The sequence below is a fragment of the Dyella sp. SG609 genome (assembly GCF_012275375.1).
Lineage (GTDB): Bacteria > Pseudomonadota > Gammaproteobacteria > Xanthomonadales > Rhodanobacteraceae > Dyella_D > Dyella_D marensis.
In genome coordinates, this window is sequence record NZ_JAAZQJ010000005.1 from 257600 (window position 1) to 281836 (window position 24237).

Sequence of the window (24237 nt, forward strand, 5' to 3'; positions counted from 1 at the left end):
GTGACAATCATGCAATGACTCTGCCATACCCCCTGTTAAAGCTTGATCAGGTTCGGCGCCTGCGCGCCGGGCGTCCGGCCGTGGAGCGTCTCAGCCTGACGCTGGACCGCGGCCAGATCCTTGGCCTGCTGGGCGTCAACGGGGCGGGCAAGTCCACCACGCTGGCCATGATCGCCGGTGCGCTCCAGCCGCACGAAGGCCATATCGAACTGGACGGAGAGGTGTTCGCCGAGCACCCGGAACGGGCCCGCGGCCTGATCGGCTGGCTGCCCGAACGTGCCCCGCATTGGCCGGAACTGACCGTTTTGGAACATCTGCAAGCCCATGGCCGCCTGCGCGGATTACGCGCCAGCGGACTGAAGCAGGCTTGCGAGTCCACCATCGAGCGCCTGGAACTGGCCCCGCTGCTGCGCCGCCTGGCCGGGGTGCTGTCGCAGGGCCAGCGCCAGCGGCTGGGCCTGGCCTGCGCGGTGCTGCACAAGCCGAAGCTGCTGGTGCTGGACGAACCCGGCAATGCGCTGGACCCGGTCCAGGTGGCCGCGCTGCGCAAGGTCATCCGCGAGGAAGCCGCCGCCGGCGCCGCGGTGATCCTGTCCACCCACCTGCTGGCCGAGACCACCGCCGTATGCGACCGCGTGGCGATCCTGCACGAGGGCCAGCTGCGCCACGATGCCGCGCTGGACGGCGGGCACGAGGCGCTGGAACAGACGTTTTTCGAGATCGCGATGAGCGGGAAGGACCAGGCCGCATGAGTTCGACGTTGTCCGTGGCCCGCCTGGAGCTGCGCCGCCTGCTGGTCCGTCCCCTGGCCTGGGTGCTGGCCGCGCTGACCCTGGCCCAGCTGGCCTGGCGCTTCGTGCTGCTGCTGGGCAGCTTCCTCGACAACCAGGTGAAGCTGGCCGCCCTGCCCGGCGGCCCCGGCTATACCGACCTGGTCGGCGTCCCGCTGCTGGGCAGCACGCTGACCATGGGCGTGCTGCCGTTCGGCCTCACCGAGCTGGCCCTGCTGGTGGTGCCGCTGCTGACCATGTCGACCCTGGCCGGCGACCGCGCCAATGGCACCCTGCCCCTGCTGGCCTCCAGCGGCACCTCGCCGGCGGCCATCGTGCTGGGCAAGTACCTGGCCGTGCTGCTGTGGCTGCTGGGCTGGCTGGCGCTGACGGTGGCCATGCCGCTGAGCCTGGCGCACGGCACCGAACTGGACTGGGGCAAGTTCGCCGCCGCCGTGCTGGGCCTGGCGCTGACGCTCGCCGCGCTGGGCGCGCTCGGCGTGGCCTGCTCGGCCTTCGCCTCGCTGCCGGCCGTGGCCGCCACCGCCAGCCTCACGCTGGGGCTGGCGCTGTTCACCGCCAACCTGGCCGCGCAGAAGGCCGGCATCGGCAACGGGCTGTGGAACTGGCTGTCGCTGAGCACGCATCTGGAAGCCCTGCTGCGCGGCCTGGTATCCAGCGCCGACCTGGCCTGGTTCGCGCTGGTGATCGCCATCGCGCTGACGCTGGCGATACGCCGCGTCGCCGCCGACAAGGAGCGTGGCTGATGCGCCTGACCGGAACCCTGCGCGGCTGGCTGTTCGTGCTGGCGCTGTTCGCCGCCGCGGGCGCGGCCGGCTACCTCACGTATCGCCACGACTACGTCGCCGACTGGAGCCACGACAGCCGCTCCAGCCTCTCACCCGAAAGCCGTGCCGTGCTCGACGCGCTCAAGGGCCCGGTCGAGATCGTCAGCTATGCGAACCCGCAGGGCGACCTGCGCCAGACGGTGGCCAGCTTTATCGAGCGCTACCGCCGCTTCAAGCACGACCTCACCCTGCGCTTCGTCGATCCGCAGCAGGACCCGGCGAAGATGCGCGAGCTCGGCATCACCGTCGACGGCGCGCTGATCCTGCACTACGGCAACCGCGAGGAGCGCCTGGACGAGCTGTCCGAACGCAGCCTCACCAATGCGCTGGAACGCCTGGCGCGCGGCGGCGAGCGCATCGTGGCCTTCGTCACCGGCGACGGCGAGCGCCGCGCGGACGGCAAGGCCAATGCGGACCTGGGCATGTTCATGACGCAGCTGGAAAGCCGCGGCATGCGCGCGGTGCCGCTGAACTTCGCGCAGGTGACCGCGGTGCCGCAGCACACCGACCTGGTGGTGCTGGCCGGACCGACGCTGGCGCTGCCGCAAGGCGCGGTAAAGGCGCTCACCGACTACGTCGCCGCCGGCGGCAACCTGCTGTGGCTGACCGAGCCTTCCAACGACGACCTCGGCCTGCAGCCGCTGGCCGATGCGCTGGGCGTGCACGTGCTGCCCGGCGTGCTGGTGGACGGCCAGGGCGCCGCGCTGGGCCTGAAGGACCCGCGCCTGATCACCGTGGGCAGCTATCCCGTGCATGCGATCACCCGCGGCCTCACGCTCACCACGCTGTTCCCGCAGGTGTCGGCACTGGCGCTGGCGCGCCGCGGCGAGTGGGAAGTGCAGCCGTTCCTGCGCTCGGGGCCGCAGAGCTGGACCGAATTCCAGCCGATCGGCAACGACGGCAGCAGCAGCATCCGCTACGACGCCGATGCCGGCGAGCTGAAAGGCCCGCTCGATTTCGGCCTCACCTTCGCGCGCCTCTCGCCCAGCCCGGACAAGAGCGAGCAGCGCGTGGCGATGATCGGCGACGGCGATTTCCTCTCCAACACGTTCCTCGGCAACGGCGGCAACCGCGCGCTGGGCGAGCGCGTGTTCGACTGGTTGCTGGGCGACGACGCCCTGGTCAACCTGCCGCCGCGCGGCGCGCCGGACCGCGCGATGCAGCTCAGCCAGGGCCAGTTGAACGCGGTCACGTTCGGCTTCCTGCTGGCACTGCCGCTGGGCCTGCTGCTGCTCGGCGGGCTGATCGCCTGGCGCCGGCGCCGCGCATGAAGCGCGGCACGCTGGTGTTCGTGGCGATCGCCGCGGCGCTGCTGGCCGGCGCCGGCTGGCAATGGCGGCACGACCGCGCGCAGGCGCTGGGCAGCCTGCTCGATCTCGATCCGGCCGCGGTGCAGCGCATCGACCTTGCCTGGCACGGCGGCGTCACCGAGCACTACGCCAGGCGCGATGGCCACTGGCAGGCCGTCGACGGCACCACCCTGCCGGTCGACGAAGGCCGCCTGGAAGATCTCGCCGCCACCGCCGCCGCGCCGGTGCAGAGCTGGCGGCCGCTGGCGGAATTCGATCCGGCGAGGATCGGCCTGGCGCCGCCGCCGGTGGTGCTGACGCTGGACGGGCAGGCGCTGAGTTTCGGCGAAGTCGCCGTCACCGGCCCGCTGCGCTACGTGCGCGCGGGCGATCGCGTGGCCCTGGTCCCGATACGTTTCACGCCGCGCCCGGCCAAGGCGAACACCGCCAAGGCGCCCTGAGCGCGCACCGGCCTGCGTATGATGCGGGGCACCTTGCATGCCCCGGCGACCTCCCCATATCCGAGGCATTCCCGTCATCCTCCCTGGGAGCATCCGCATGAATCGTTCGGTCGAGCAACCTGTCATCGGCGTCGTCGGCATGGCCGTGATGGGCCGCAATCTCGCGCTCAACATCGAGAGCCGCGGCCACACCGTGGCCATCTACAACCGCAGCCGCGAGAAGACCGACGAGGTCATGGCCGAGCATCCGGACAAGCGCCTGGTGCCCACCTACAGTGTGCAGGACTTCGTCGACTCGCTGCAGAAGCCGCGGCGCATCCTGCTGATGGTGAAGGCAGGCGAACCCACCGACGCCACCATCGCGGAACTGAAGCCGCTGCTGGATAAAGGCGACGTGCTGATCGACGGCGGCAACACTTTCTTCCAGGACACCATCCGCCGCGAACGCGAATTGAACGACGCCGGCCTGCACTTCATCGGCACCGGCGTGTCCGGCGGCGAGGAAGGCGCGCTGCACGGACCGTCGATCATGCCGGGCGGCCCGCGCGATGCGTACGACCTGGTGGCGCCGGTGCTGACCGAGATCGCCGCGCGCGCGCCGGATGGCGAACCCTGCGTGGCCTACATGGGCCCGAACGGCGCCGGCCATTACGTGAAGATGGTGCACAACGGCATCGAGTACGGCGATATGCAGCTCATCTCCGAGAGCTACGCCGTGCTCAAGCAGGTGCTGGGCCTGTCCAACGAAGAGCTGGGCAAGGTCTATACCGACTGGAACCAGGGCGAACTCGACAGCTATCTGATCGCCATCACCGCCGACATCTTCGGCAAGAAAGACCCGGACACCGGCAAGGCCATGGTCGACATCATCCTCGACCGCGCCGCGCAGAAGGGCACCGGCAAGTGGACCAGCCAGAGCGCGCTGGACCTGGCCGTGCCGCTGCCGCTGATCACCGAATCGGTGTTCGCGCGCCTGCTTTCCGCGCTGAAGGACGAGCGCGTCGCCGCGAGCAAGGTGCTGGCCGGTCCGGACGCGAAGCCGTTCGCGGGCGACCGCACGGCGTTTATCGAATCGGTGCGCCGCGCGCTGTACCTGAGCAAGATCGTCTCCTATGCGCAGGGCTTCGCGCAGCTGCGCGCGGCTTCCGACGAGTACAAGTGGAACCTGCCCTACGGCACCATCGCCAAGATCTTCCGCGCCGGCTGCATCATCCGCGCGCGCTTCCTGCAGAAGATCACCGACGCCTACGCGCGCGACGCGGCGCTGGCCAACCTGCTGCTCGATCCGTACTTCCGCGATATCGCCGCGCAATACCAGCAGGCGCTGCGCGACGTGGTCTCCGCCGCGGTGCAGGCCGGCGTGGCGGTGCCGGGTTTCGCCTCGGCGATCGCCTACTACGACAGCTACCGCGCCGAGCGTTTGCCGGCGAACCTGGTGCAGGCGCAGCGCGATTACTTCGGCGCGCATACCTTCGAGCGCGTCGACCGCCCCGGCAGCTTCCACGCCGACTGGTCCTGAGCAGCTCGCGCCGTGCCTGAACTGCCCGAAGTCGAAACCACCCGGCGCGGCATCGCCCCGCATCTGATCGGCCGGCGCATCACCTCGGTGGTGCTGCGCCGGCCGGATCTGCGCTGGCCGATTCCGCCGGAGATCGGCGAGCTGTTGCCGGGGCAGCGCATCGAGGACGTCGAGCGCCGCGCGAAATACCTGCTGCTGCATACCGCCGCAGGCAGCGCGCTGCTGCATCTGGGCATGACCGGCGTGCTGCGCGTGCTGCCGGCGGATGCGCCGGTGGGCAAGCACGACCACGTCGATCTCGGGCTGGAAGCCGCCGCCACCGGGGCGCGCGTGCTGCGTTTCACCGACGCGCGGCGCTTCGGCTGCCTGCTGTGGCAAGCGCCGGGCGCCACGCACGAACTGCTGGAAAACCTCGGCCCGGAACCGCTCACCGACGACTTCGACGGCGACCTGCTATGGCGGATGTCGCGCGGCCGCACGGCGGCGGTGAAGCTGTTCCTGATGGACAACGCCGTGGTGGTGGGCGTGGGCAATATCTATGCGAGCGAGGCGCTGTTCGCCGCCGGCATCGATCCGCGCCGCGCGGCCGGTTCCGTCTCGCGTGCGCGCTATGCGCGCCTGGCCGCCGAGGTGAAGCGCATCCTGGCCTGGGCGATCGAGCGTGGCGGCACCACGCTGCGCGACTTCATCAATCCGGACGGCATGCCCGGCTATTTCGTGCGCGAGCTGCAGGTGTACGGCCGCGAAGGCGAGCCGTGCCGGACCTGCGGCACGGCGATCCGCCAGGTGGTGCTGGGGCAGCGTTCGACGTTCTGGTGCCCGCGCTGCCAGAAATAAACTCCGGCCCACAAGGTCCGGCGTAGGTTGGGGTGAGCGCAGCGAACCCCAACATGGCGACCTTCAAACGCAGCGCATCGTTGGGGTTCGCTGCGCTCACCCCAACCTACTTGGCGGCGAGGCTCAATGCGGCCAGCGGAATTCGACGTAGGTGTTGTAGAACGGCGCTTCCACCGCACTGCCGCCGAGTCTGGCCACGAAACCCTGCAGGCCGTCGGCTTCCAGCGCCTGCCCGTCGACGAAGTGCGCACCCAGCGCCTGCATCTCCGCCAGCCGCTCGCACAGCATGCCGGCGCGGTCGCTGTCGCCTTCGGGCACATGGCGCAGGCTCACGTCCGGACGGCCGAACTTGCGCATGCCGCGGGTGCGGATCCAGTAGCCGTCGCCGTTGTCTTCGTCGTCGCGCAGGATCAGCAGGTGGTTGCGGATCGGCGCACCGTCGCGCACCAGGTAATGGCTGCGCCAGGCATCGGCGCCGAACAGCGTGACGATCTGCGGATCGAGCACGGCCACGCCGCCGATATCGAGCAGGCCCGCCACCACGCCCAGGGTGTCGCGCAGATAACCCACGTCGCCCTGGTCCGGCAGGGTGCCGCGCAGGATCATCACCTGCGGCGCATCCACCGCGGCGCGGTAGGCGTCCGGCGCTTCTTCCTTGAACAAACGGCCCAGCTCGCCCTTGAGCGGATAACCCTCCCACGAGCGCAACGCCGAATGATGGTGGTTGCTCACCTCGATGCCGTGCGGCAGGCCATCGCTGCCATAGGGCGCGGAAGGCACGCGCACGTTCTGGAAATTCCCGAACACGTAGTAGTGCAGGTAGATCTCCTCGCCGCCGGGATGCCAGTGGGGACGCTGCCAGGCGGGGATGCGGATCGGTGCATTCATGGGGAATTCCTTGTGGTGGGCGGCCATGCCGCGCCGCGGGTCAGTGTTCGCCCAGCGGCAAGACCGGCTGCTGCAATTCGATGCGGCCGTGGCCTTCGGTGATCTTCTTGAATTCGGCGCGGCTGACCGAGACATAGCGGTCGTTGCCGCCGATCTCAACCTGCGGGCCTTCGGTGACGGCGCGGCCGTGTTCGTCCACGCGCACCACCATGGTGGCCTTGCGGCCGGTATGGCAGATGGTCTTGATCTCTTCCAGGTTGTCGGCCCAGGCCAGCAGATAGCGGCTGCCCTCGAACAGCTCGCCGCGGAAATCGGTGCGCAGGCCGAAGGCGAGCACCGGGATGTTGAGCTTGTCCACCACGTCGCTGGCCTGCCACACCTGCGCCTTGGCGAGGAACTGCGCCTCGTCGATGAACACGCAATGCAGCGGCCCGCGCGCGGCGATGTCGGCCTCCACCAGCGCCAGCAGGTTTTCGTCGGGGCGGAAGCGCCGCGCATTGGCCTTCAGGCCGATGCGCGAGGCGACCACGCCTTCGCCGTAGCGGTTGTCCAGCGCCGGCGTGAGGATGAGCGTGCGCATGCCGCGCTCGTGATAGTTGTAGGCGCTCTGCAGCAAGGTGGTGGTCTTACCGGCGTTCATTGCCGAATAGTAGAAATAGAGCTTGGCCATGATCGCGCCGGGGCAATAGAAGGCCCGCATGGTAACGCGTGCCAACTGGAGGTTGGCGTAATAAAGCGGAAAGCGCCGCAGGCGGCGCTTTCTTTCACGCTGCGGCCACGCCGGAGCCTTACTGCCTGGCGGTCTGCACGGCCTTGCCGCGGTTCAGCGACAGGCCCTTCAGCACGTTCAGCGCCTGCGACAGCGCATAGTCCTTGGTGGCCAGCTCGGCGTTCTCGGCGCTGCCGTCGTTGTCGATCGCCTTGCGGTCCTTGCTGCCGTCCTCGTTGGCGAGGTGGTTGCGCAGGTCCGCTTCCGAACCGATCAGGCTGGCGGCGCTGTCGGCCTTGTTCACCGCCAGGTCGGCCAGGGCGATGTCCGGCTTGATGCCTTCGGCCTGGATCGAGGTGCCGCTGGGCGTGTAGTAGCGCGCGGTGGTGATCTTCACTGCATGCTCGGCATCCAGCGGCAGCACGGTCTGCACCACGCCCTTGCCGAAGGTGCGCCGGCCGATGATCAGGGCGCGGTGGTTGTCCTTCAGCGCGCCGGAGACGATTTCCGCCGCCGAGGCCGTGCCGTTGTCCACCAGCACCACCATCGGCGCGCCGTTGAGCAGGTCGCCCGGATGCGCGCTGAAACTCAGGTTGGCGTCCTGCAGGCGGCCGCGCGTGGTGACGATGGTGCCGCTGTCGAGGAACTCGTCGCTCACGCCCACGGCCGCGGTGAGCAGGCCGCCGGGATTGGAGCGCAGGTCCAGCACAACGCCGCGCTGCGCGCCGTTCTTCTTGACCAGCTCGCCGAGCTTCTTTTCCAGGTCCGCGGCGGTGTCGTCCTGGAACTGGCTGAGCCGCACGTAGGCATAGCCCGGCTCCAGCTCGCGCACCTTCACGCTGGTGACCGAGATGCGCTCGCGCACCAGGCTCATGTCCACCGGCTTGTCGCTCTTCTCGTGCAGGATGCTCAGCACGATCTTGCTGCCCGGGTCGCCGCGCAGCTTCTTGAACATGTCGTCGATGTTTTCCGAGTCGACCGGCGTGCCGTCGATCTTGACGATGGTGTCGCCCGGCTTGATGCCGGCGCGCGAGGCGGGGGTGTCGTCGATCGGCGCGACGATGCGCAGGGTGCCGTCCACCTGCAGCACTTCGATGCCCAAACCGCCGTACTGGCCGGTGGTGTCCTCGCTCAGTTCGGCCAGGCCGTCCTTGTCGAGGTATTCGCTGTGCGGATCGAGGCCGGTGAGCATGCCGCTGATCGCGGCCTTCATCAGGGTCTTGTTGTCGACCTTCTCGACATAGGCCTGCCGCACCATCTCGTAGACGCGGCTGAAGTTGCGGATGTCGTCCATGTCCACCGCGTCCGGCGCGGCGGCGGAAGCGGCCTTGGCCGGCTCGGCTGCCGGCTTGGCGCCCTTCGCGGGCAGGGCCTGCAGCGGCAGCGCGGGGGCCGCCAGCAGCAGCGCGACGAGGGTCAGGGAGGAAAACCGCATGAACTTGCTCCGGGAAAGCTTGGGGGTGCACCGCGGACGGCGGCAGGCCGCTTGGACCACGGGGGGACACCGGAATTCAACGCAGGCTAGCCTGCTGCGGCGTACGCCCCGCGTCAACGCTGGCGTGACAACCAGCTGCGCGGATCGACCGGCTTGTTGTTCTGGCGCAGTTCGAAATACACGCCGGTATTGACGCCGGTGGGCGCCGCCGCGGTGCCCACCGCCTGGCCGGCGTCGACCTCGTCGCCCACGCCGTGCAGCAGGGTTTCGTTGTTGCCGTACATGCTCATCCAGCCGCCGCCGTGGTTGAGGATCAGCAGCATGCCGTAGCCGCGCAGGAAGGCCGCATAGACCACCCGGCCGCGCGCCACCGCGCGCACTTCGCTGCCGCCGCCGGCCTTGATCAGCACGCCGTTGCCATAGGTGTTGACCACGCCGTTGGCCGGCCAGGGCAGGTTGCCGCGGATATTGGCGCTGCCCTTGCCCGGCGACACGCTGGGCGCGGCCGGGTTGGCCCGGGCCGCCTTGGCCGCCTCGCGCGCGGCGTCGTCGATGGCCTTCTGCAGCTTGTCGACCAGGCTGTTGAGCGACTGCGCGTTCTGTTTGAGCTGGGCCAGGCGCTCGCCCTGGTCCTTGTACTGGGCGTCGGTCTGGGCGGCCAGCCTGGCCTGTTCGGCGCGCTGCTGCTCCAGCGCCTTGGCCTGCTCCTGGCGCTGCGCCTTGGTGGCCTGCAGGGCCTGCTGTTCGGTGGCGATGCGCGCTTCCAGGTCCTGCAGCCGGGCCAGGTCGCCCATCAGCTTCTGCACCTTCTGGACGCGGTCTTCCTGGAAGTACTTCGAATAGGCCAGCGCGCGCGCCACCCGCGCCACGTCGTCGTCGCCCAGCAGCAGGCGCAGGTCGGAACCGCGGCCCAGGGTGTAGGTGGCGCGCAGCAGATCGGCAATCGCGGCGCGCTGGCCGTCGAGGTTCTTCTGCAGGGCGGCGCGGTCCTGCTGCAGTTTTTCCAGCTCGCGCTGCTTGGAAGAGAGTTCCGCGTCGGTCTGGCGCACCGCCTTGGCGGCGCCGGCCACGGCGTTGGCGCGCTTGGCCAGTTCGGCATTGGCGGAGTCGCGCTTGCTCGCGGTCTCGGCCTGCTCCCTGGCCAGTTCCTCCATCTTGCTGCGCACTTCGGCCAGCTTCTTCTGCGCCTCGGCCTGTTCGGCCCTGGTCTTTTCCTGCGCGTGCGCGGGAACGCCGGCGAGCGCCGCGAACGACAGGGCGATGGCACCGATCAGGCGGACGGAGCAGCGGGCATGTGGCATCGCGCGATTATGCGGGGGCGGGCTGAACGTGGCGAGAGGCGGACCGCCGCCACTGATCGGTCACCGCGCATCCCCTACCATCGCGGGCTGGTCTCTTGGATGTCATCGATGGGATGGGAGCGGCGATGCGCGGCAGCGGCAAGTCGATAATCACGGGCGCCCTGCTGCTGTGCCTGGCCTGCGCGGCGCAGGCGGACGACACCACCGAACTGCCGCCGGTGCGGGTCAATGCCACGCGGCTGGATATTCCGCCGCTGGACCTGCCCGCCTCGCTCAGCGTGGTGGCGGTGGCGCCGGGCGACAGCGGCAAGCCGGGCGTGAATCTTTCCGAGGCCTTGATCGGCGTGCCCGGCGTGCTGGCGCGCGACCGCCAGAACTACGCGCAGGACGAACAGATCTCGCTGCGCGGCTACGGCGCGCGCGCCACCTTCGGCGTGCGCGGCGTGCGGCTGTATGCGGACGGTATTCCGGCAACGATGCCGGACGGCCAGGGCCAGGTCTCGCATTTCAGCCTGGATGCGGCCGAGCGGGTGGAAGTGCTGCGCGGCCCGTTCTCGGCGCTGTACGGCAATGCGTCCGGCGGCGTGGTGCAGCTGTGGAGCGCCGAAGGCAGCGACCCGCCGGTGACGCGGGTGGGCCTGTTCGGCGGCAGCAACGGCACGGCGCGGGTGGGCGTGTCCACGCGCGGCAAGGACGGCGGTTTCGACTACAACCTCGCGCTCTCACACTTCCAGACGGACGGCTATCGCGAGCACAGCCGCGCAAAGCGGGAATCCGGCAATGCGCGGCTCGGCTTCGAGCTTGGGAATCGCGGGCACCTGACCGTGGTGCTCAACACCGTGGCCCTGCCGCAGGCGCAGGATCCGCTGGGGCTGACCCGAGCGCAGGCCATGGCCGATCCGCGCCAGGCGATCGCCGCCGCCGACCAGTTCGACACGCGCAAAAGCGTGCACCAGACGCAGGGCGGCGCGATCTACGAGCTGTCGCCCGATGCCGATACGCAATGGCGCCTGATGGCCTACTACGGCGAGCGCGGCGTGCAGCAGATGCTTTCCGTGCCGGTGGCGGCGCAGCGCAATCCGCTCAGCGCCGGCGGCGTGGTGGATCTGGATACGAGTTACGGCGGCCTGGACGCGCGCTGGACCCGCCGCACCGAACTCGCCGGCCGTCCGCTGGAAGCCGTGCTCGGCCTGTCCTGGGACGACCAGCAGCAGCGCCGCCGCGGCTACGAGAATTTCGCCGGCAGCGTGCTCGGCGTCAGCGGCCGGCTGCGCCGCGACGAGGACGACCGGGTGTGGAATCTCGACCCCTACGCGCAGCTCTACTGGCGCTTCGCCGAGTCATGGTCGCTGCTGGCCGGCGTGCGCCACAGCGAGGTGCGCTTTCGCGCGACCGATCACTACATCGCGCCCGGCAATCCGGACGACAGCGGCAGCGTGAGCTACGGCGCGACCACGCCGGTGCTCGGCCTGCAGTACCGCCCCGGCGAACGGCTGCGCTTCTACGCCAGCTACGGCGAAGGCTTCGAGACGCCGACCTTCGCCGAACTGGGCTACCGCGCCGACGGCGGCGCCGGCCTGGCCTTCGACCTGCAGCCGGCGCGCAGCCGCCAGGGCGAGCTGGGCATGAAATGGCAGGCCGCGGCGGACTGGCAGCTCGAAGCGGCGCTGTTCCGCGCCGATACGCGCCACGAGCTGGCGGTGGCCAGCAACAGCGGCGGGCGTTCCAGCTATCGCAATATCGGGCGCAGCCGGCGCCAGGGCGCGGAGCTTGCGCTGCAGGGCGAGCTCGGCGGCGGCTGGCGGATGCTGCTGGGCGCGACGCATCTGCAGGCGCGTTTCCGCGACGCGTTCCTGAGCGGCACGCCGGCGGTGCGTATTCCCGCCGGCACGCGTATTCCCGGCGTTCCCGACGATTACGGCTCGCTGCGTATCGAACGCGGCGGCGCCCTGGGTTGGCGCATGGGCGTGGAGTGGCAGGGCGTGGGCGCGGTGACGGTCGACGACCGCGGCAGCGAACGCGCGCCGGGTTATGTGCTGACCGGCGCCGATATCGGCTACGGCCTGGCCTTGGGCACGGCAAAGCTGCACCTGAGCGCGCGCGTGGACAACCTGTTCGACCGCCGCGTGATCGGCTCGGTGATCGTCAACGAGAGCAACGGCCGCTATTACGAACCCTCGCCCGGGCGCACCGCGATGCTGGGTGCGCAGCTGGAATTCTGACGTAGGTTGGGGTGAGCCGCAGGCGAACCCCAACCTACGCCAGTTGTTGCCGCAAGGTGCTGGCGAACGGCTCGTCGGCAAGCAGGCGAAAACCGCCGAACTCGAATGCCGGCGCCACCGTGCAGGTCACCAGCGTATAGGCGCCCAGCGGACGCGAGGCCTGCCATGCGTTCGCCGGCACCACGCGCACTGGCACGGCGCCCTGCGCCAGCGGCCCCAGGCGGTGGCGTTCCAGCCGGCGCTCGGCGGGGTGGTAGATCAGCAGCTCCAGCGGATCGCCTTCCACGTAGTGCCAGGCTTCCTCGGCGTCGATCGCATGCCAGGCGCCGACCTGGCCGGCGGCGATCAGGTAATGGATGGCGCTGAGCGCCGGCCGCTCGCCATGCGGCGCGATGGCGGTGTGGAAGCGGCGGTAGTGGCCGCCTTCGATATGCGGCTCCAGGCGCAGCGCGGCGATCAGTTCCGCCGCGCGCCCGGACCCGCTCACGGCGTCGCCGCCGCCGGCTTCACCAGCCAGCGCACGGCCAGCAGGCCGACTTCGTAGAGGAAGCACATCGGCACCGCCAGCATGATCATCGAGGTGATGTCCGGCGGCGTGATGAAGGCGGCGATGGTGAAGGCGCCGACGATGGCGTAGCGCCGGCCATCGCGCAGCTGCTGCAGGTTCACCACGCCGATCGCGGCCAGGATCACCACCGCCACCGGCACCTCGAAGCACAGGCCGAAGGCGAAGAACATCAGCATCACGAAGTCGAGGTAGTGGGTGATGTCGGTCATCATCTCCACTCCTTCCGGCGTCACCGCGGTAAGAAAGCGGAACGCCGCCGGCAGCACCAGGAAATAGGCGAACGCGCAGCCGGTGTAGAACAGCACCAGCGCCGCCGCCAGCAGCGGGCGCGCCAGGCGCTTCTCGTGCTTGTACAGGCCGGGACTGACGAAGGCCCACAGCTGGTACAGGATCATCGGCATGCTGATGAACAGCGCCGCGTAGAAGGCCAGCTTCAGCGGCGTGACGAACGGGCTGGCCACTTCGGTGGCGATCAGATGCGCACCCTGCGGCAGGCGCGCCACCAGCGGGGCAGCCAGCTCCGCGTACAGGCGGTTGGCGATCGGGATCAGCGCCAGCAGCACCAGGGCGATGGTGACGATCGCGCGCATCAGGCGCGAGCGCAGCTCGATCAGGTGGGAGAACAGGCCTTCTTCGACTGCGTCGGGTTCTTGTTCTTGCTCAGGCGCCGCCATGCGGGGAGTCCTTCGGATCCTTGGGTGGCGTCTCGGAGCCGAGGGCCGGCTCCTCCTTCACGGGCGTGGTTTCGCCGGAAGCCGGCGCGATGGTGGCGGGCCCGACCGTTTCGGCGCCGGCGTCGCGCACCTTGCGCAGCGTGGCGTCCAGCTCGGACTGCGCCGCCTGGGCGCGGTCCGCCGCCTCGCGCGCCTGGCGCTTGATTTCTTCCAGCTGCAGCTCGCGCTCCACCTCGGCCCGCACGCTGTCCCAGCCCAGGCGCACGCGGCGCAGCAGGGCGCCCGCGGTGCGGGCGGCGTGGGGCAGTTTTTCCGGGCCGAGCACGATCAGCGCGACGAGCGCCAGCAGCACCAGCTTGCCGAAGCTGATCTCGATCATGCCTTGAGGATCCGCCGGGGCTTACTTGGTTTCGCTGTGGTCGTGCTGCGACTGGCTCTGGCTGCTGGCCGGCGGCGGGTCGGCCTGCAGGCGCTCGTCCTTGGGCTTGCTGCTGCCGGCACTTTCTTCGCCGCCGTCAAGGCCTTTCTTGAAGTCGCGCACGGCGCCGCCGAGGTCCGAACCGATATTGCGCAATTTCTTGGTGCCGAAGATCAGCACTACGACGACCAGCAGGATAAGGAGATGGGTCATGCTCATGGGGATGGCCTCAAGTCGGAAGAAGACCGGAAAACGATCGCACGCGGGTACGCCGGCCTTTCCGAATCATCGCTGAGTGTACTCCTCCAGGCGGTCGCGGAAATCGACGACCTGGGAGGGAACATTGCTGACGCCGCCTTCGAAGATGCGGCGCGGGGTGATGCCCTTGCCGTAGATGGCTTCGTTGGCGTCGTAGTCGATGCGCAGGGCGGAGCCATCCAGGGCCACGCCAGCGAACAGGCCGCGCGAGCGCGAGTAGGAGTAGATCTCGGCCTTGAACTGCGAATCGGTGGAGGCGGTGGCCGTGCGGCCGACCGGGCCGGCCGCGGCCGCGGCGTCGGCGCCCAGGGTGAACTTGCCGTTGACGATGGAATCCACGCCGCGCTGCGTGCGGAAGACCAGGATCACATCGGTGGACGAGACGCCGGCCTGGAAGCCGACGCTGCCGCCGGTGAGCGAGATGAAGCTGGGGTTGGACCAGGTGCCGTCCGGGCTCTTCACCGAGATCAGGCCCTCGCCGCGGCGGCCGCCGAAGATGAAGCCGGCCTTGACCATGTCGGGGATCACCGCGATCGCGTGGGCTTCCTTCAGCAGGTCGACCGGGATCGATTTGTCCGGCGCCTCCATGATCTCCTTCAGCACGCGCACCGAGTTCTCGGCGCGCACCAGCGGCGGGTCCTCGGCGTGGACGGCCATGGCCGGCAGCAGAACCAGGGCGGCGAGCAGCAGGCGGCGCAGCGATGCTTTGAACATGGGTGACTCCTGTACGGGTTCCGTCAGTAGCGCCCGCGACCGCGGGTCACAGGGGGCGCCGGATGGCTTGTGGCACACTTCATGGTTGAATTGTCCACGTCGCTGCCATGCCTCTCAGCCACTATACCGGCCTGACCGGACTTTCCGATGACCTGCCGGTTAAGGCCGGATTGCTGCTGGTCAACCTGGGCACGCCCGCAGCGCCGACTGCGCGCGCATTGCGTCCTTATCTGGCCGAGTTCCTCGGCGATCCGCGCGTGATCGAGTACCCGCGCTGGCTGTGGTGGCTGATCCTGCACGGGGCGATCCTGCGCATCCGGCCGCCGCGCTCGGCGCATGCCTACCAGCGCGTGTGGACGCCGCAGGGCTCGCCGCTGCGGGTGGGCAGCGAGGCGCTGGCCGCCGCGCTGCAGGAAACCCTGTCGCAGCGCATGCCGGGACCGGTCAAGGTGGCCCTGGCCATGCGCTATGGCCAGCCCTCGGTGGCCGCGCAGATCGAGCAGCTGATGCGCGAAGGCGTGCGCCGGCTGCTGGTGCTGCCGCTGTATCCGCAGTATTCGGGCACCTCCACCGGCTCGGTGCTGGATGCGGTGGCCGACAGCTTCAAGACGCTGCGCTGGCCGCCGGAGCTGCGCGTGGTCAACGACTATCACGACGACCCCGGCCATATCGAAGCGCTGGCGCGCAGCATCGAAGGCTGGTGGCGCGAACACGGGCGCGGCGACCGGCTGCTGCTGTCCTTCCACGGCATTCCGCAGCGCTATACGGAAGCCGGCGACCCGTATTTCCTGCAATGCCAGCGCACCGCGGCGCTGCTGCGCGCGCGCCTGGGCCTGGAGCCTGCGCAGCTGATCGTCAGCTTCCAGTCGCGCGTGGGCCGCGAGCCGTGGCTGCAGCCGTACACCGACGCCACCGTGCGCGAGCTGGCGGCGCAGGGCGTGAAGCGGCTGGACGTGGCCTGCCCCGGCTTCGCGGTCGACTGCCTGGAAACGCTGGAGGAGATCGCGATGCAGAACCGCGATTTCTTCCTCGAAGCCGGCGGCCAGGAGCTGCGCTATATCCCCGCGCTCAACCATAGCCGGCACCAGGTGGACAGCCTGGCCGAACTGGCCCTGCGCCATATGCAGGGCTGGCCGGAACGCGGCGGCGCATGAGCGGCCCCGCCGAGCGCGCGATCGAACTGCCGGCGCTGGCGCTGCGCGCGCTGGTCTGGGGCGGCGACCATCGGCCGCCGCTGCTGGCCCTGCATGGCTGGCTGGACAATGCCGGCAGCTATGCACGCCTCGCGCCGCTGCTGGCGCCACATCGCCAGGTCATCGCCCTGGAACTGCCGGGCCATGGCCACTCCGATCACCTGCCGCCCGGCCTGCACTACCACTTCGTCGACTACGTGCGCGCCGTGCTGGCCGCCGCCGATGCGCTGGGCCTGGAGCGCTTCGACCTGCTCGGCCATTCGCTCGGCGCGGGCATCGCCGCGCTGGCGGCGGCCGCGGCGCCGTCGCGCGTCCATCGCCTGCTGCTGATCGAAGGGCTGGGGCCGCTCGGCGACGACGGCACGCACACCTTGCAGCGTTTCCGCGACGGCATCGCCACCGCGCCGAACGGCAAGGGGCTGCGCGTGTTCCGCGATATCGAGCAGGCCGAGGCCGCCCGCGCCATCGCCGGCGGCCTGCGCGCGGAGCTGGCGCGGCCGATCGTCGAGCGCGGCCTGGCCGAAGTGGCGGACGGCTGGTGCTGGCGCAGCGATCCGCGGCTTACCCGCACCTCGCCCTTGCGCCTCGCCGAGACGCAGGTGCACGCCCTGCTGCGCGGCATCGACGCGCCGACCGCCCTGCTGCTGGCCGAACCGGCCACGTCGTACCTGCCCAGCGGCCCGATGATGCAGCGTGCGGCCTGCGTCGCCGGCATCGCGGTCAGCCACCTGCAGGGCGGCCATCACCTGCATCTGGAACACCCGCAGGCCGTCGCCGCCTGGGCTTCGGCCCAGCTCGGCCCCTGACCAACGGCACGCGGCGCCGCGCCGCGGCTCCGTACACTGCAAGCCATGCAGCACCTAGGGCGCGCCAATTTCGGATCCCCGCAGCACCGCCAGTCGTTCGGCGGCATGCTGGTCACCGCCACCACATATGCGGGCGAAGGCGTGCTGCCGCTGCACGAGCATGACGAGGCCTATCTGTGCCTGGTCGCCGACGGCGCCTATACGCAACAGGCGTCCGGCGCGGATACCGACTGCGCGCCCGGCCTGCTGCTGGCGCATCCGCGGGGCCATCGCCACGCCAACCGTTTTTCGCCGCGCGGCGCGCGCTGCCTCAGCATCTTCCCGGGCCAGGAACTGGCCGACAGCGGCGGCCTGCTGCGGCTGCTCGGCGATTACCGCGCACTGCGCCTGCCCGACGCCGCGCGCCTGCTGGCACGCATCGAGCGCGAGCTGGCGGCCGATGACGATGCCGCGCCGCTGGCGCTGCAATCGGCGGTGTTCGAACTGGTCGCCCTGGCCTGCCGCAACGAGCGCGAGGACAAGCGCCCCGCCTGGCTGGCCAAGGTGCTGCAGCGGCTGCACGACGACCCGCTGGCCGAGCTGTCGCTGCCGGAACTGGGCCGGCTGGCCGGCGTGCATCCGGCGCATCTGGCGCGGCGCTTCCAGCAGGCGCAGGGCATGTCGGTGGGCGACTACCGGCGCACGCTGCGCATCCGCCAGGCCTGCCGCGAGCTGGCGGATGGCGAGCGGCCGATCGCCGAGGTCGCCGCCGGTGCCGGCTTTGCCGACCAGAGCCATTTCGCCCGCGTATTCAAGCGCGTCACCGGCCAGACGCCGCGTGACTACCGGCATAAAACGCAACACGCGTCCTGATACCTCAGGTTCGTCCTAGTCGGCACGCGGCGCGGCCGGCAGCATGGGTTCCGTACGCCACGGAGACGAACCATGCTCAAACCATCCCTGCCCCGCCTGCTGCTGCTCGCCGGCCTGCTGCTGCCCACGCTGGCCTGCGCCGACGACACCGACACCCTGCTGCGCCAGCTGCGCGACGCCCATGGCGCCGAGGCCTGGCGCCGCCACGGCGCGCTGATCGCGCAAGGCCGCGAAGACGCCGACGGCTTTACCGGCGAGTGGCGCATGGCGGTGGACCTGCGCAACGGCCACTACGCCGAGCACGCGAAGACGCCGCTGTTCACCCGCGCCGACGGCGCCGACGCACAAGGCCGCTGGCACCAGGACATCACCGGCCTCAGCCACCCTTACGACTCGGCCGAGGCCGCGATCGTCGCCGCCAATGAAGACTGGCTGCGCCGCTTCGCCTTCCTCGCCGCCGACGACCGCACAGGCTATCGCCGCCTGCCGGATGCGGACGCCAACGGCCACCGCTACCAGCGCCTGGAAGCCACGCCGGCCGGCGGCCGCGCGATCACGCTGTGGCTGGATCCGGCCACGCATCGCCTGGACCACGCCACCTATGCCAGCTCCTTCCTGCTGGCGACGGAAGCCTTCGCCGACTATCGCGACGTCGACGGCGTGCAGCTGCCGTTCCGCATCACCGCCAGCGCGGTGACCGCCGGCGGCGGCGAGGACAACGGCAGCACCGACATCGTGCAGAGCTACCGCTGGCTGGAGCGCGCGCCGGCCGAGGCGCTGGCGCGTCCCGACAACACGGTGCGCGACGTGAGCATGGCCGGCGATGCACGCCGCACCACGGTGGCGATGCATCTGGAAGGCGGCTTCCTGCTGGTCGATGCGAGCATCGATGGCAAGGGCCCGATGCCCTTCATTCTCGACACCGGCGGCCACGCCATCCTCACCACCGACGCGGCGAAGAAGCTTGGCCTCGCCACCCAGGGCGCGGGCGTGAGCACCGGCTCCGGGCCGGGTTCGATGGAAATGGCCTATGCGCGGGTCGGCCATCTCGGCATGGGCGGCGCGGACATCCGCGACCTCGCCTTCCTGGTGATGCCCTACCCGCACGAGTTCTACGAGCGCGGCGAAGGGCGCGAGCCGATCGCCGGCATCCTGGGCCTGGAAATCTTCGAGCGCTTCGCGGTGACCTTCGACTACGACAAGAACCAGCTGGTGCTGCAGGCCTACGACCGCGGCGACGCACCGCCGGCCGAGCACGGCGAGCGGCTGCCGGTGACGTTCACCTACGACATGCCGCTGGTCGACGCCAGCCTCGACGGCAAGCAGGGCGTGTTCGGCATCGATACCGGCAATGGCGGCCTGACCCTGCTGTTCCCGCAGTGGGCCGCGCGCAACGGCATCGCCGCACATTACGAGCATGGCGCACCGGCGCCGACCGGCGGCGTGGGCGGACTGTTCACCGCGCACTTCGCGCATGCGCAGGGCCTGCAGCTTGGCACGCAGAAGCTGGACAACGTGGTGGCCATGCTGACCCGCGCCGATGCCGGCGCCACCGGCAATCCCACCGAGGCGGGCAATATCGGGCAGGACATCCTGTCGCGCTTCAACGTGCACTTCGATTACCGCCGCGCGGAGATGGTGCTGCTGCCGCGCAAACCGCCGGTGCCGGCGCAGTACGCGATGGCCGGCTTCCGCGCCAGCAAGTCGGCGGCGCAGCCGGATCGCTACAAGGTGAGCTGGGTGCTGGCCGGCAGTCCCGCCGCCGAGGCCGGACTGAAGGCGGGCGACTTCATCGTCGCGGTGAACGGTAAAGCGGCGAAGTCGATCGGACTGGGCGAGCTGCGCGATGCCGTCATGAATCTGCCGGAAGGCACGCCGCTGAAGCTCACGCTGGATGGCGGCAAGGTGCTGGACATGCGCCTGCGCGACGTAGCGCCGCGCTGACCGTAGGTTGGGGTGAGCCGGAGGCGAACCCCAACGTCGCGCAACGTTGGGGTTCGCTGGCGCTCACCCCAACCTACGCCGCTCAGTCGACCGGCTTGCGTCCATCCGCGCGCGGCTGCACCTCGATCGTCGCGGTCATGCCCGCGGCGATCAGCACGTCCGGTGGCAGGTGTTCGGTGTCGATGGCGATGCGCACCGGCACGCGCTGGGCCAGGCGCACCCAGTTGAAGGTGGGGTTCACGTCGGCCAGCAGGTCGCTGCCGGTGGGATTGTCGCGGTCGGTGATGCCGCGCGCGATGCCGGTGATCTGGCCGTCCAGCCGCGCGCCGCCGGCCATCAGGCGGATGTGCACCGGGTCGCCCACGCGCAGGTGCGGCAGCTTGGTTTCCTCGAAATAGCCGTAGATGTAGTAGCTGTGGCTGTCGATCAGGGCCAGCCGCGGCGAGCCGGTGGAGGCGTAGTCGCCGACGCGGATATCCAGGTTGGTGACATAGCCGTCGACCGGCGCGCGCACGTCGGTGCGTTCCAGATCGAGCTTGGCGCGGTCCAGCGCTACTTGTGCCTGCTCCACCGCGGCCTCGGCCTGCTGGCGCGCGGCGCTGGCCTGGTTGCCGCTGGCCTGGGCCTGCTGCCAGGTGGCGCGCGCGGCGTTGGCGGAGGACTGCGCGTCGGCGCGCACTTCCTGCGAGACCACGTCGCCCAGGCGCTGGCGGCGCTGCGCCTGCGAGGAAGCCATCTCGTAGTCGGCCTTGCGCGCGGCGGCGCTGGCCAGGGCCGCGTTGATATTGGCGCCGGCGGCGCGCGCGCTGGCTTCGGCCGCGGCGAGATTGGCCTGGGCCTGGGCCACGGCGTATTCGAAGCGCGGCTTGTCGATGGAGAACAGCAGGTCGCCCTTCTTCACCTGCTGGTTGTCGATCACGGCGACGCGGGTGACCAGGCCGGACACGTCCGGCGCGATGCGCACCACTTCGGCGCGCACGCGGCCATCGCGCGTCCACGGCGAATACATGTAGTGGCGCCACAGCGCATGGCCGAGCAGCGCGGCGATGACGACGACGGCGGCGGTAAGGGCGAAACGGAGCAGCGAGGTGATTTTCATGGTTGCGGGCTCAGGGAAACAGCAGCAGTCCGGCGCTGCCGAACATGCACACGAAAAGGGCCAGCCGGAACAGCGGCGGATGCCAGACGAAGCGATAGAGGCCGAAGCGGCCGACCACGGTATCGACTAGCCACAGCACCAGCAGGCAGCCGATAAAGACCACCAGCAGGCCGGGCACCAGGGCGTCGGCGAGCGCGACTTCATGAGGTATCCATCTATGCGGCATGGGGAGTCTCCGCGGCCTTGTTCGCCTCGATATAGGGCGCCATGGCCGATTCGTCGTCGCGCAGCGCGCTGCGCAACAGGTAGAGGTGGGTGAGCGCGGCCTGGCAGGTCGACGGCGACTGCGCCAGGTGGGCGTTGGTGATGGCGATGGCGTGAGTGACGCTCTGATCGGCCAGGCGCCAGCGCTCCGCGCCGGGCTGCGCGTAGAGCGCGCCGATGGCGTGCACCGCGTCCTGTACCGGACCCACCACCGAATGCGGCATGCCGCTGCGCGCCACGTCCTGGCGCAGCTCGATCACCGCGCGGCCGCATTCGTGCACCGACAGCGCCCAGGCCAGCAGGCTGCGCGACTCGTCGGTATCGGGGCGCGTGTAGGTGACCACCTGCTGCACGATGTCGCGGTTGATGCTTTCGAAGCTGTACAGCAGCCCCGGCAGCGGCGCGTTCGCCGCCAGCACCACCTGGTGGCGCAGCTGCACCAGCTGGCGGCGGCGCTGCCACAGCGAACCGGTCACCGCCGGCACGAAGATGAAGAACACCGCCGTCATGGCTATGCCGACGACCTGAGCGATGGCGTCATTAAGAAAGCGCGTGGGGTCGTACACCATCGGGTTCTTCAGCGCGAGGATGTACACATAGCCCAGCGTGTAGCCCGCACCGACGCCCGGCAACGTCTGGTTGCGCGTGGTGAGGTAGGGGCCGATCAGCAGGAACGGCAGCGTGGCGATGATCAGCATGGCGAAGCCGTCGCCGCCGGGCAGCCCGTAGAAGGTCACCAGATAGCCGCCGACCATGCCGCTGACATAGCCGGCCAGCGTGTTGGTCACCGCGATCATCGGGTATGCCGATGCCGCGAACAGGCCGCTGAAGATGGTGGCCAGCAGCATGGCGCTGGAGCCGTAGGTCCAGCCGCTGCTCAGCCAGAACACGCTGAGCACCGCCATGGTGAGGAAGGTGCGCAGCACGCTCACCGCGGCGCCGGGCACGTCGTTGCCGCGGCGGAAGTGCACGATCTCCACCGCGCCCTTGAGATTGCCTTCGCGCAGCGAGGCTTCCAGCGCGGTGAAGTCGCGCATCTCGCTGCAGAAGCGGCGCAGCAGGCCGGCGCCGGTGTCGAACTCCAGCCAGGCGTCGGCCGGCAGTTCCGCGCGCAGGCGCGCGGCCAGCGGCGGCAGCACGTCTTCGCAGGCCTTCAGGCGCGGGGCGAGCACGGCGGGGTCCTGCTGTTGCGCGGGGTCGGGCGAGAGCGCTTCGCCGATCGGCGCGTACAGCGCGATCAGCGCGGCGGCGACGTTGTCGCGGCCGGCGCGCTGCAGGCGGTTGATCAGGTGATGCGCCGACTGGAAGCTGGTGGACGCGGCCATGTAGCGCTGATTGAGCAGGCGCATGCGGCTGCTGCGGGCGCGCGCTTCCGGGTCTTCGAAGATGACCGAGGCGCGCAGGTCTTCCAGCTGCACCGCGGCGCGCACGAAGCGCAGGTGCGCCTTCTCCATCTCGCGGCGCGGGATGGCCCCGCCGGTGCTGCCGCGCGCGAAGTCGATGAAGTGCGCGAAATGCTCGCGCGCACTGCGGCGCAGCAGGGGGCGCAGGCGCTCGGGCAGGATCACGTCGCTGACCACGCCGGAAACGATGATGCCGAGCATCACTTCGCTCACGCGCATCACCGCGGAGTCGAACACGTTGAGCGGATTGCTCACCGCCGGCAGGGTGACGATGGCCGCGGTATAGCCGGCCAGCACGAAGCCGTAGGCGGCGAAGTTGCGGTACAGCGTGGCGCCGCCGGCGCACATGGCGACCCACAGCGACAGGCACAGCAGGAACAGTTCGCGCTGCTGCGGGAACAGGCTCATCAGCACCAGGCCGAACAGGCTGCCGGCGAAGGTGCCCAGCGCGCGATAGAAGCTCTTGGCCAGCACCATGCCGCTCTGCGGATGCATGACGATGGCCACCGTGATCATCGCCGTGGCCGGCTGCTCCAGCTGGAACAGCATGGCCAGCCAGCAGGTGACGTACATGGCCAGCAGGGTCTTGGCCACGAACACCCACGACACCTGCTCCTCGGCGAGGAAGGCGGGCAGCCAGGCCCAGCGCGGGGCGGCGGGTGCGGTTTCGGGAGCCATGGCCTCAGGCCGGGTCCACGTGGTCGAGGAATTTCTTCAGCAGCCGCTCCAGCTGCGCGGATTCGCGCGGCTGCAGCCCGCCGGCCTGCCGTTCGAGCAGGCCGCAGATGCCAGGCAGGAAGCTCTCGATCATCGTCAGCCCCTTCGCCGTCAGCGTAAGCGTGACCTTGCGGCGGTCCTCGTCGCTGGCGGTGCGCTCGATCAGGCCCTTGTCGCACAGCTCGTTGGTCAGCCGCGTGATGTTGGCGGACTTCTCCCCCGCCGCGTCCGCCAGCTGCGAGGGATTGAGCGTATAGCCCTCGGTGCCGTACAGCATCATCAGGAGGTTGTATTCCGGATGGTTGATGCCGAACGGCTTGAGCAGCGCGTTGGCCTCGTCGTGCACGCGCTTGTAGATGTGCTTGACCAGGCGCACCAGCACGGCCGGGTCGCGCGGGAACTGGGGATAGCGGCGGCAGGTGATGGCCAGGCGCTGCTCGGTGGGGGCGAAGCTGCTCATGCGCGGATCTCGGCGGGGATCGATCATTTAGTACATTTATGTACAACTTATTTGTGAATATTATGCCTGTGAGAGAACCGGCGCAACCGGCTTTTTCCAGGGCACAAAAAAAGCGCCCCGCGATGGGGGCGCTTTTCTCGTATTTCCAATGGCTTGCGGCGTGGCTTAACCCTTGATCGGGAAGGTCTCCGTATTGCCGCCGGCCGACTGCGCCGGCGCGGGGGCCGCCCCCGGGCGGCCGGCGGACGGGCGGTTGGCGCCGCACTGGTAGGCGCCCCAGGGCTGGGAACCCTCGGACGGCTCGGCCAGCGGCTTGACGGTGTCGGCGTGCATCTTGGCCGCCTCGTTGCGCGCCATCACTTCCAGCTCGTCGCGCACCTTGATGTCGTTGCGGTTGATCGGCCCCACCCGGTTCATCACCGACACGGTGACCTTGCCCAGCTCATGGCAGGAGGACACGTCGCCGCTCCATACCGTGCGGACGTTCTTGGCGGCATCGTCCAGGGTGATGCCCCAGGTGCAGGCACCGAGCAGCAGGGCCACGGGAACGAGCAGCAGGGTCTTGCGCATGGGTGACTCCATGGATGT

At 69.7% G+C, this 24237-nt stretch carries 25 protein-coding genes; 11 read left to right on the forward strand and 14 right to left on the reverse strand.

Features of this window, described 5'->3' with window-relative positions; genetic code table 11:
- Positions 1-14: 14 nt before the first annotated feature.
- The 6 genes from FHW85_RS11615 to mutM all read left to right on the forward strand — a co-directional run bounded on the left by FHW85_RS11615 (position 15) and on the right by mutM (position 5724).
- Entirely contained in the window at positions 15-752 is a 738-nt protein-coding gene (locus FHW85_RS11615) for an ABC transporter ATP-binding protein (RefSeq protein WP_167253409.1), read from the forward strand.
- A complete protein-coding gene (locus tag FHW85_RS11620; protein WP_167253407.1) occupies positions 749-1537 on the forward strand; it encodes an ABC transporter permease in 789 nt (262 codons plus the stop codon). The genes FHW85_RS11615 and FHW85_RS11620 overlap by 4 nt, the downstream gene beginning before the upstream one ends.
- Positions 1537-2889, forward strand: coding sequence for a GldG family protein (locus FHW85_RS11625; protein WP_168648337.1), 1353 nt, complete (start codon positions 1537-1539; stop codon positions 2887-2889). The genes FHW85_RS11620 and FHW85_RS11625 overlap by 1 nt, the downstream gene beginning before the upstream one ends.
- On the forward strand, positions 2886-3368 hold the full coding sequence (locus FHW85_RS11630) for a hypothetical protein (protein WP_168648338.1): 483 nt from the start codon (positions 2886-2888) through the stop codon (positions 3366-3368). The genes FHW85_RS11625 and FHW85_RS11630 overlap by 4 nt, the downstream gene beginning before the upstream one ends.
- 97 nt (positions 3369-3465) lie before the next feature.
- Positions 3466-4887, forward strand: coding sequence for an NADP-dependent phosphogluconate dehydrogenase (gndA, locus tag FHW85_RS11635; protein ID WP_168648339.1), 1422 nt, complete (start codon positions 3466-3468; stop codon positions 4885-4887).
- Positions 4888-4899: 12 nt separating this feature from the next.
- Positions 4900-5724, forward strand: coding sequence for a bifunctional DNA-formamidopyrimidine glycosylase/DNA-(apurinic or apyrimidinic site) lyase (gene mutM, locus FHW85_RS11640; RefSeq protein ID WP_168648340.1), 825 nt, complete (start codon positions 4900-4902; stop codon positions 5722-5724).
- A 123-nt stretch (positions 5725-5847) separates the two neighbouring features.
- Here mutM and FHW85_RS11645 read toward each other — a convergent pair whose 3' ends face one another.
- The 4 genes from FHW85_RS11645 to FHW85_RS11660 form a co-directional block, all read right to left on the reverse strand.
- Positions 5848-6612, reverse strand: coding sequence for a hypothetical protein (locus FHW85_RS11645; RefSeq protein ID WP_168648341.1), 765 nt, complete (start codon positions 6610-6612; stop codon positions 5848-5850).
- Positions 6613-6652: 40 nt separating this feature from the next.
- Positions 6653-7282, reverse strand: coding sequence for a thymidine kinase (locus FHW85_RS11650; protein WP_167253802.1), 630 nt, complete (start codon positions 7280-7282; stop codon positions 6653-6655).
- 118 nt (positions 7283-7400) lie between these two features.
- Positions 7401-8756 carry a S41 family peptidase gene (locus tag FHW85_RS11655; protein ID WP_167253395.1) on the reverse strand — a complete coding sequence of 452 codons (1356 nt, stop codon included), beginning with the start codon at positions 8754-8756 and terminating at the stop codon, positions 7401-7403.
- A 113-nt stretch (positions 8757-8869) separates the two neighbouring features.
- A complete protein-coding gene (locus FHW85_RS11660; RefSeq protein WP_167253393.1) occupies positions 8870-10057 on the reverse strand; it encodes a peptidoglycan DD-metalloendopeptidase family protein in 1188 nt (395 codons plus the stop codon).
- Positions 10058-10152: 95 nt separating this feature from the next.
- On the opposite strand from FHW85_RS11660, the gene FHW85_RS11665 reads away from it, so the two are divergent.
- Entirely contained in the window at positions 10153-12279 is a 2127-nt protein-coding gene (locus tag FHW85_RS11665) for a TonB-dependent receptor (RefSeq protein ID WP_343203696.1), read from the forward strand.
- 34 nt (positions 12280-12313) lie between these two features.
- Here FHW85_RS11665 and FHW85_RS11670 read toward each other — a convergent pair whose 3' ends face one another.
- The 5 genes from FHW85_RS11670 to FHW85_RS11690 all read right to left on the reverse strand — a co-directional run bounded on the left by FHW85_RS11670 (position 12314) and on the right by FHW85_RS11690 (position 14911).
- Complete coding sequence (locus FHW85_RS11670; protein WP_168648342.1) at positions 12314-12766, reverse strand: cupin domain-containing protein; 453 nt, start codon at positions 12764-12766, stop codon at positions 12314-12316.
- Positions 12763-13521 carry a twin-arginine translocase subunit TatC gene (gene tatC / locus FHW85_RS11675; RefSeq protein ID WP_167253386.1) on the reverse strand — a complete coding sequence of 253 codons (759 nt, stop codon included), beginning with the start codon at positions 13519-13521 and terminating at the stop codon, positions 12763-12765. Before tatC ends, FHW85_RS11670 begins: the two co-directional genes overlap by 4 nt.
- Positions 13508-13900, reverse strand: coding sequence for a Sec-independent protein translocase protein TatB (gene tatB, locus FHW85_RS11680; protein ID WP_168648343.1), 393 nt, complete (start codon positions 13898-13900; stop codon positions 13508-13510). The genes tatC and tatB overlap by 14 nt, the downstream gene beginning before the upstream one ends.
- Before the next feature lie 21 nt (positions 13901-13921).
- Entirely contained in the window at positions 13922-14158 is a 237-nt protein-coding gene (gene tatA, locus FHW85_RS11685; protein ID WP_167253382.1) for a Sec-independent protein translocase subunit TatA, read from the reverse strand.
- Positions 14159-14224: 66 nt separating this feature from the next.
- Entirely contained in the window at positions 14225-14911 is a 687-nt protein-coding gene (locus FHW85_RS11690) for a lipid-binding SYLF domain-containing protein (RefSeq protein WP_167253380.1), read from the reverse strand.
- Positions 14912-15018: 107 nt separating this feature from the next.
- On the opposite strand from FHW85_RS11690, the gene hemH reads away from it, so the two are divergent.
- The 4 genes from hemH to FHW85_RS11710 all read left to right on the forward strand — a co-directional run bounded on the left by hemH (position 15019) and on the right by FHW85_RS11710 (position 19706).
- Positions 15019-16065, forward strand: coding sequence for a ferrochelatase (gene hemH, locus FHW85_RS11695; RefSeq protein WP_168648344.1), 1047 nt, complete (start codon positions 15019-15021; stop codon positions 16063-16065).
- Positions 16062-16910 (forward strand): alpha/beta hydrolase, encoded by an 849-nt coding sequence (locus FHW85_RS11700; RefSeq protein WP_168648345.1) that lies wholly within the window; start codon positions 16062-16064, stop codon positions 16908-16910. The genes hemH and FHW85_RS11700 overlap by 4 nt, the downstream gene beginning before the upstream one ends.
- 45 nt (positions 16911-16955) lie before the next feature.
- On the forward strand, positions 16956-17762 hold the full coding sequence (locus FHW85_RS11705) for a helix-turn-helix transcriptional regulator (RefSeq protein ID WP_168648346.1): 807 nt from the start codon (positions 16956-16958) through the stop codon (positions 17760-17762).
- A 72-nt stretch (positions 17763-17834) separates the two neighbouring features.
- Positions 17835-19706, forward strand: a complete 1872-nt coding sequence (locus FHW85_RS11710) for an aspartyl protease family protein (RefSeq protein WP_168648347.1) — start codon at positions 17835-17837, stop codon at positions 19704-19706.
- A gap of 82 nt (positions 19707-19788) precedes the next feature.
- Here FHW85_RS11710 and FHW85_RS11715 read toward each other — a convergent pair whose 3' ends face one another.
- The 5 genes from FHW85_RS11715 to FHW85_RS11735 form a co-directional block, all read right to left on the reverse strand.
- Positions 19789-20805 (reverse strand): HlyD family secretion protein, encoded by a 1017-nt coding sequence (locus tag FHW85_RS11715; RefSeq protein ID WP_168648348.1) that lies wholly within the window; start codon positions 20803-20805, stop codon positions 19789-19791.
- A gap of 10 nt (positions 20806-20815) precedes the next feature.
- Positions 20816-21031: a DUF1656 domain-containing protein gene (locus FHW85_RS11720; RefSeq protein ID WP_210427763.1), complete on the reverse strand. Its 216-nt coding sequence runs from the start codon at positions 21029-21031 to the stop codon at positions 20816-20818.
- Entirely contained in the window at positions 21021-23150 is a 2130-nt protein-coding gene (locus FHW85_RS11725; RefSeq protein ID WP_168648349.1) for an FUSC family protein, read from the reverse strand. Before FHW85_RS11725 ends, FHW85_RS11720 begins: the two co-directional genes overlap by 11 nt.
- A gap of 4 nt (positions 23151-23154) precedes the next feature.
- On the reverse strand, positions 23155-23649 hold the full coding sequence (locus FHW85_RS11730) for a MarR family transcriptional regulator (protein ID WP_167253365.1): 495 nt from the start codon (positions 23647-23649) through the stop codon (positions 23155-23157).
- A 165-nt stretch (positions 23650-23814) separates the two neighbouring features.
- Positions 23815-24219, reverse strand: a complete 405-nt coding sequence (locus FHW85_RS11735; RefSeq protein ID WP_167253363.1) for a DUF4156 domain-containing protein — start codon at positions 24217-24219, stop codon at positions 23815-23817.
- Positions 24220-24237: the final 18 nt, after the last annotated feature.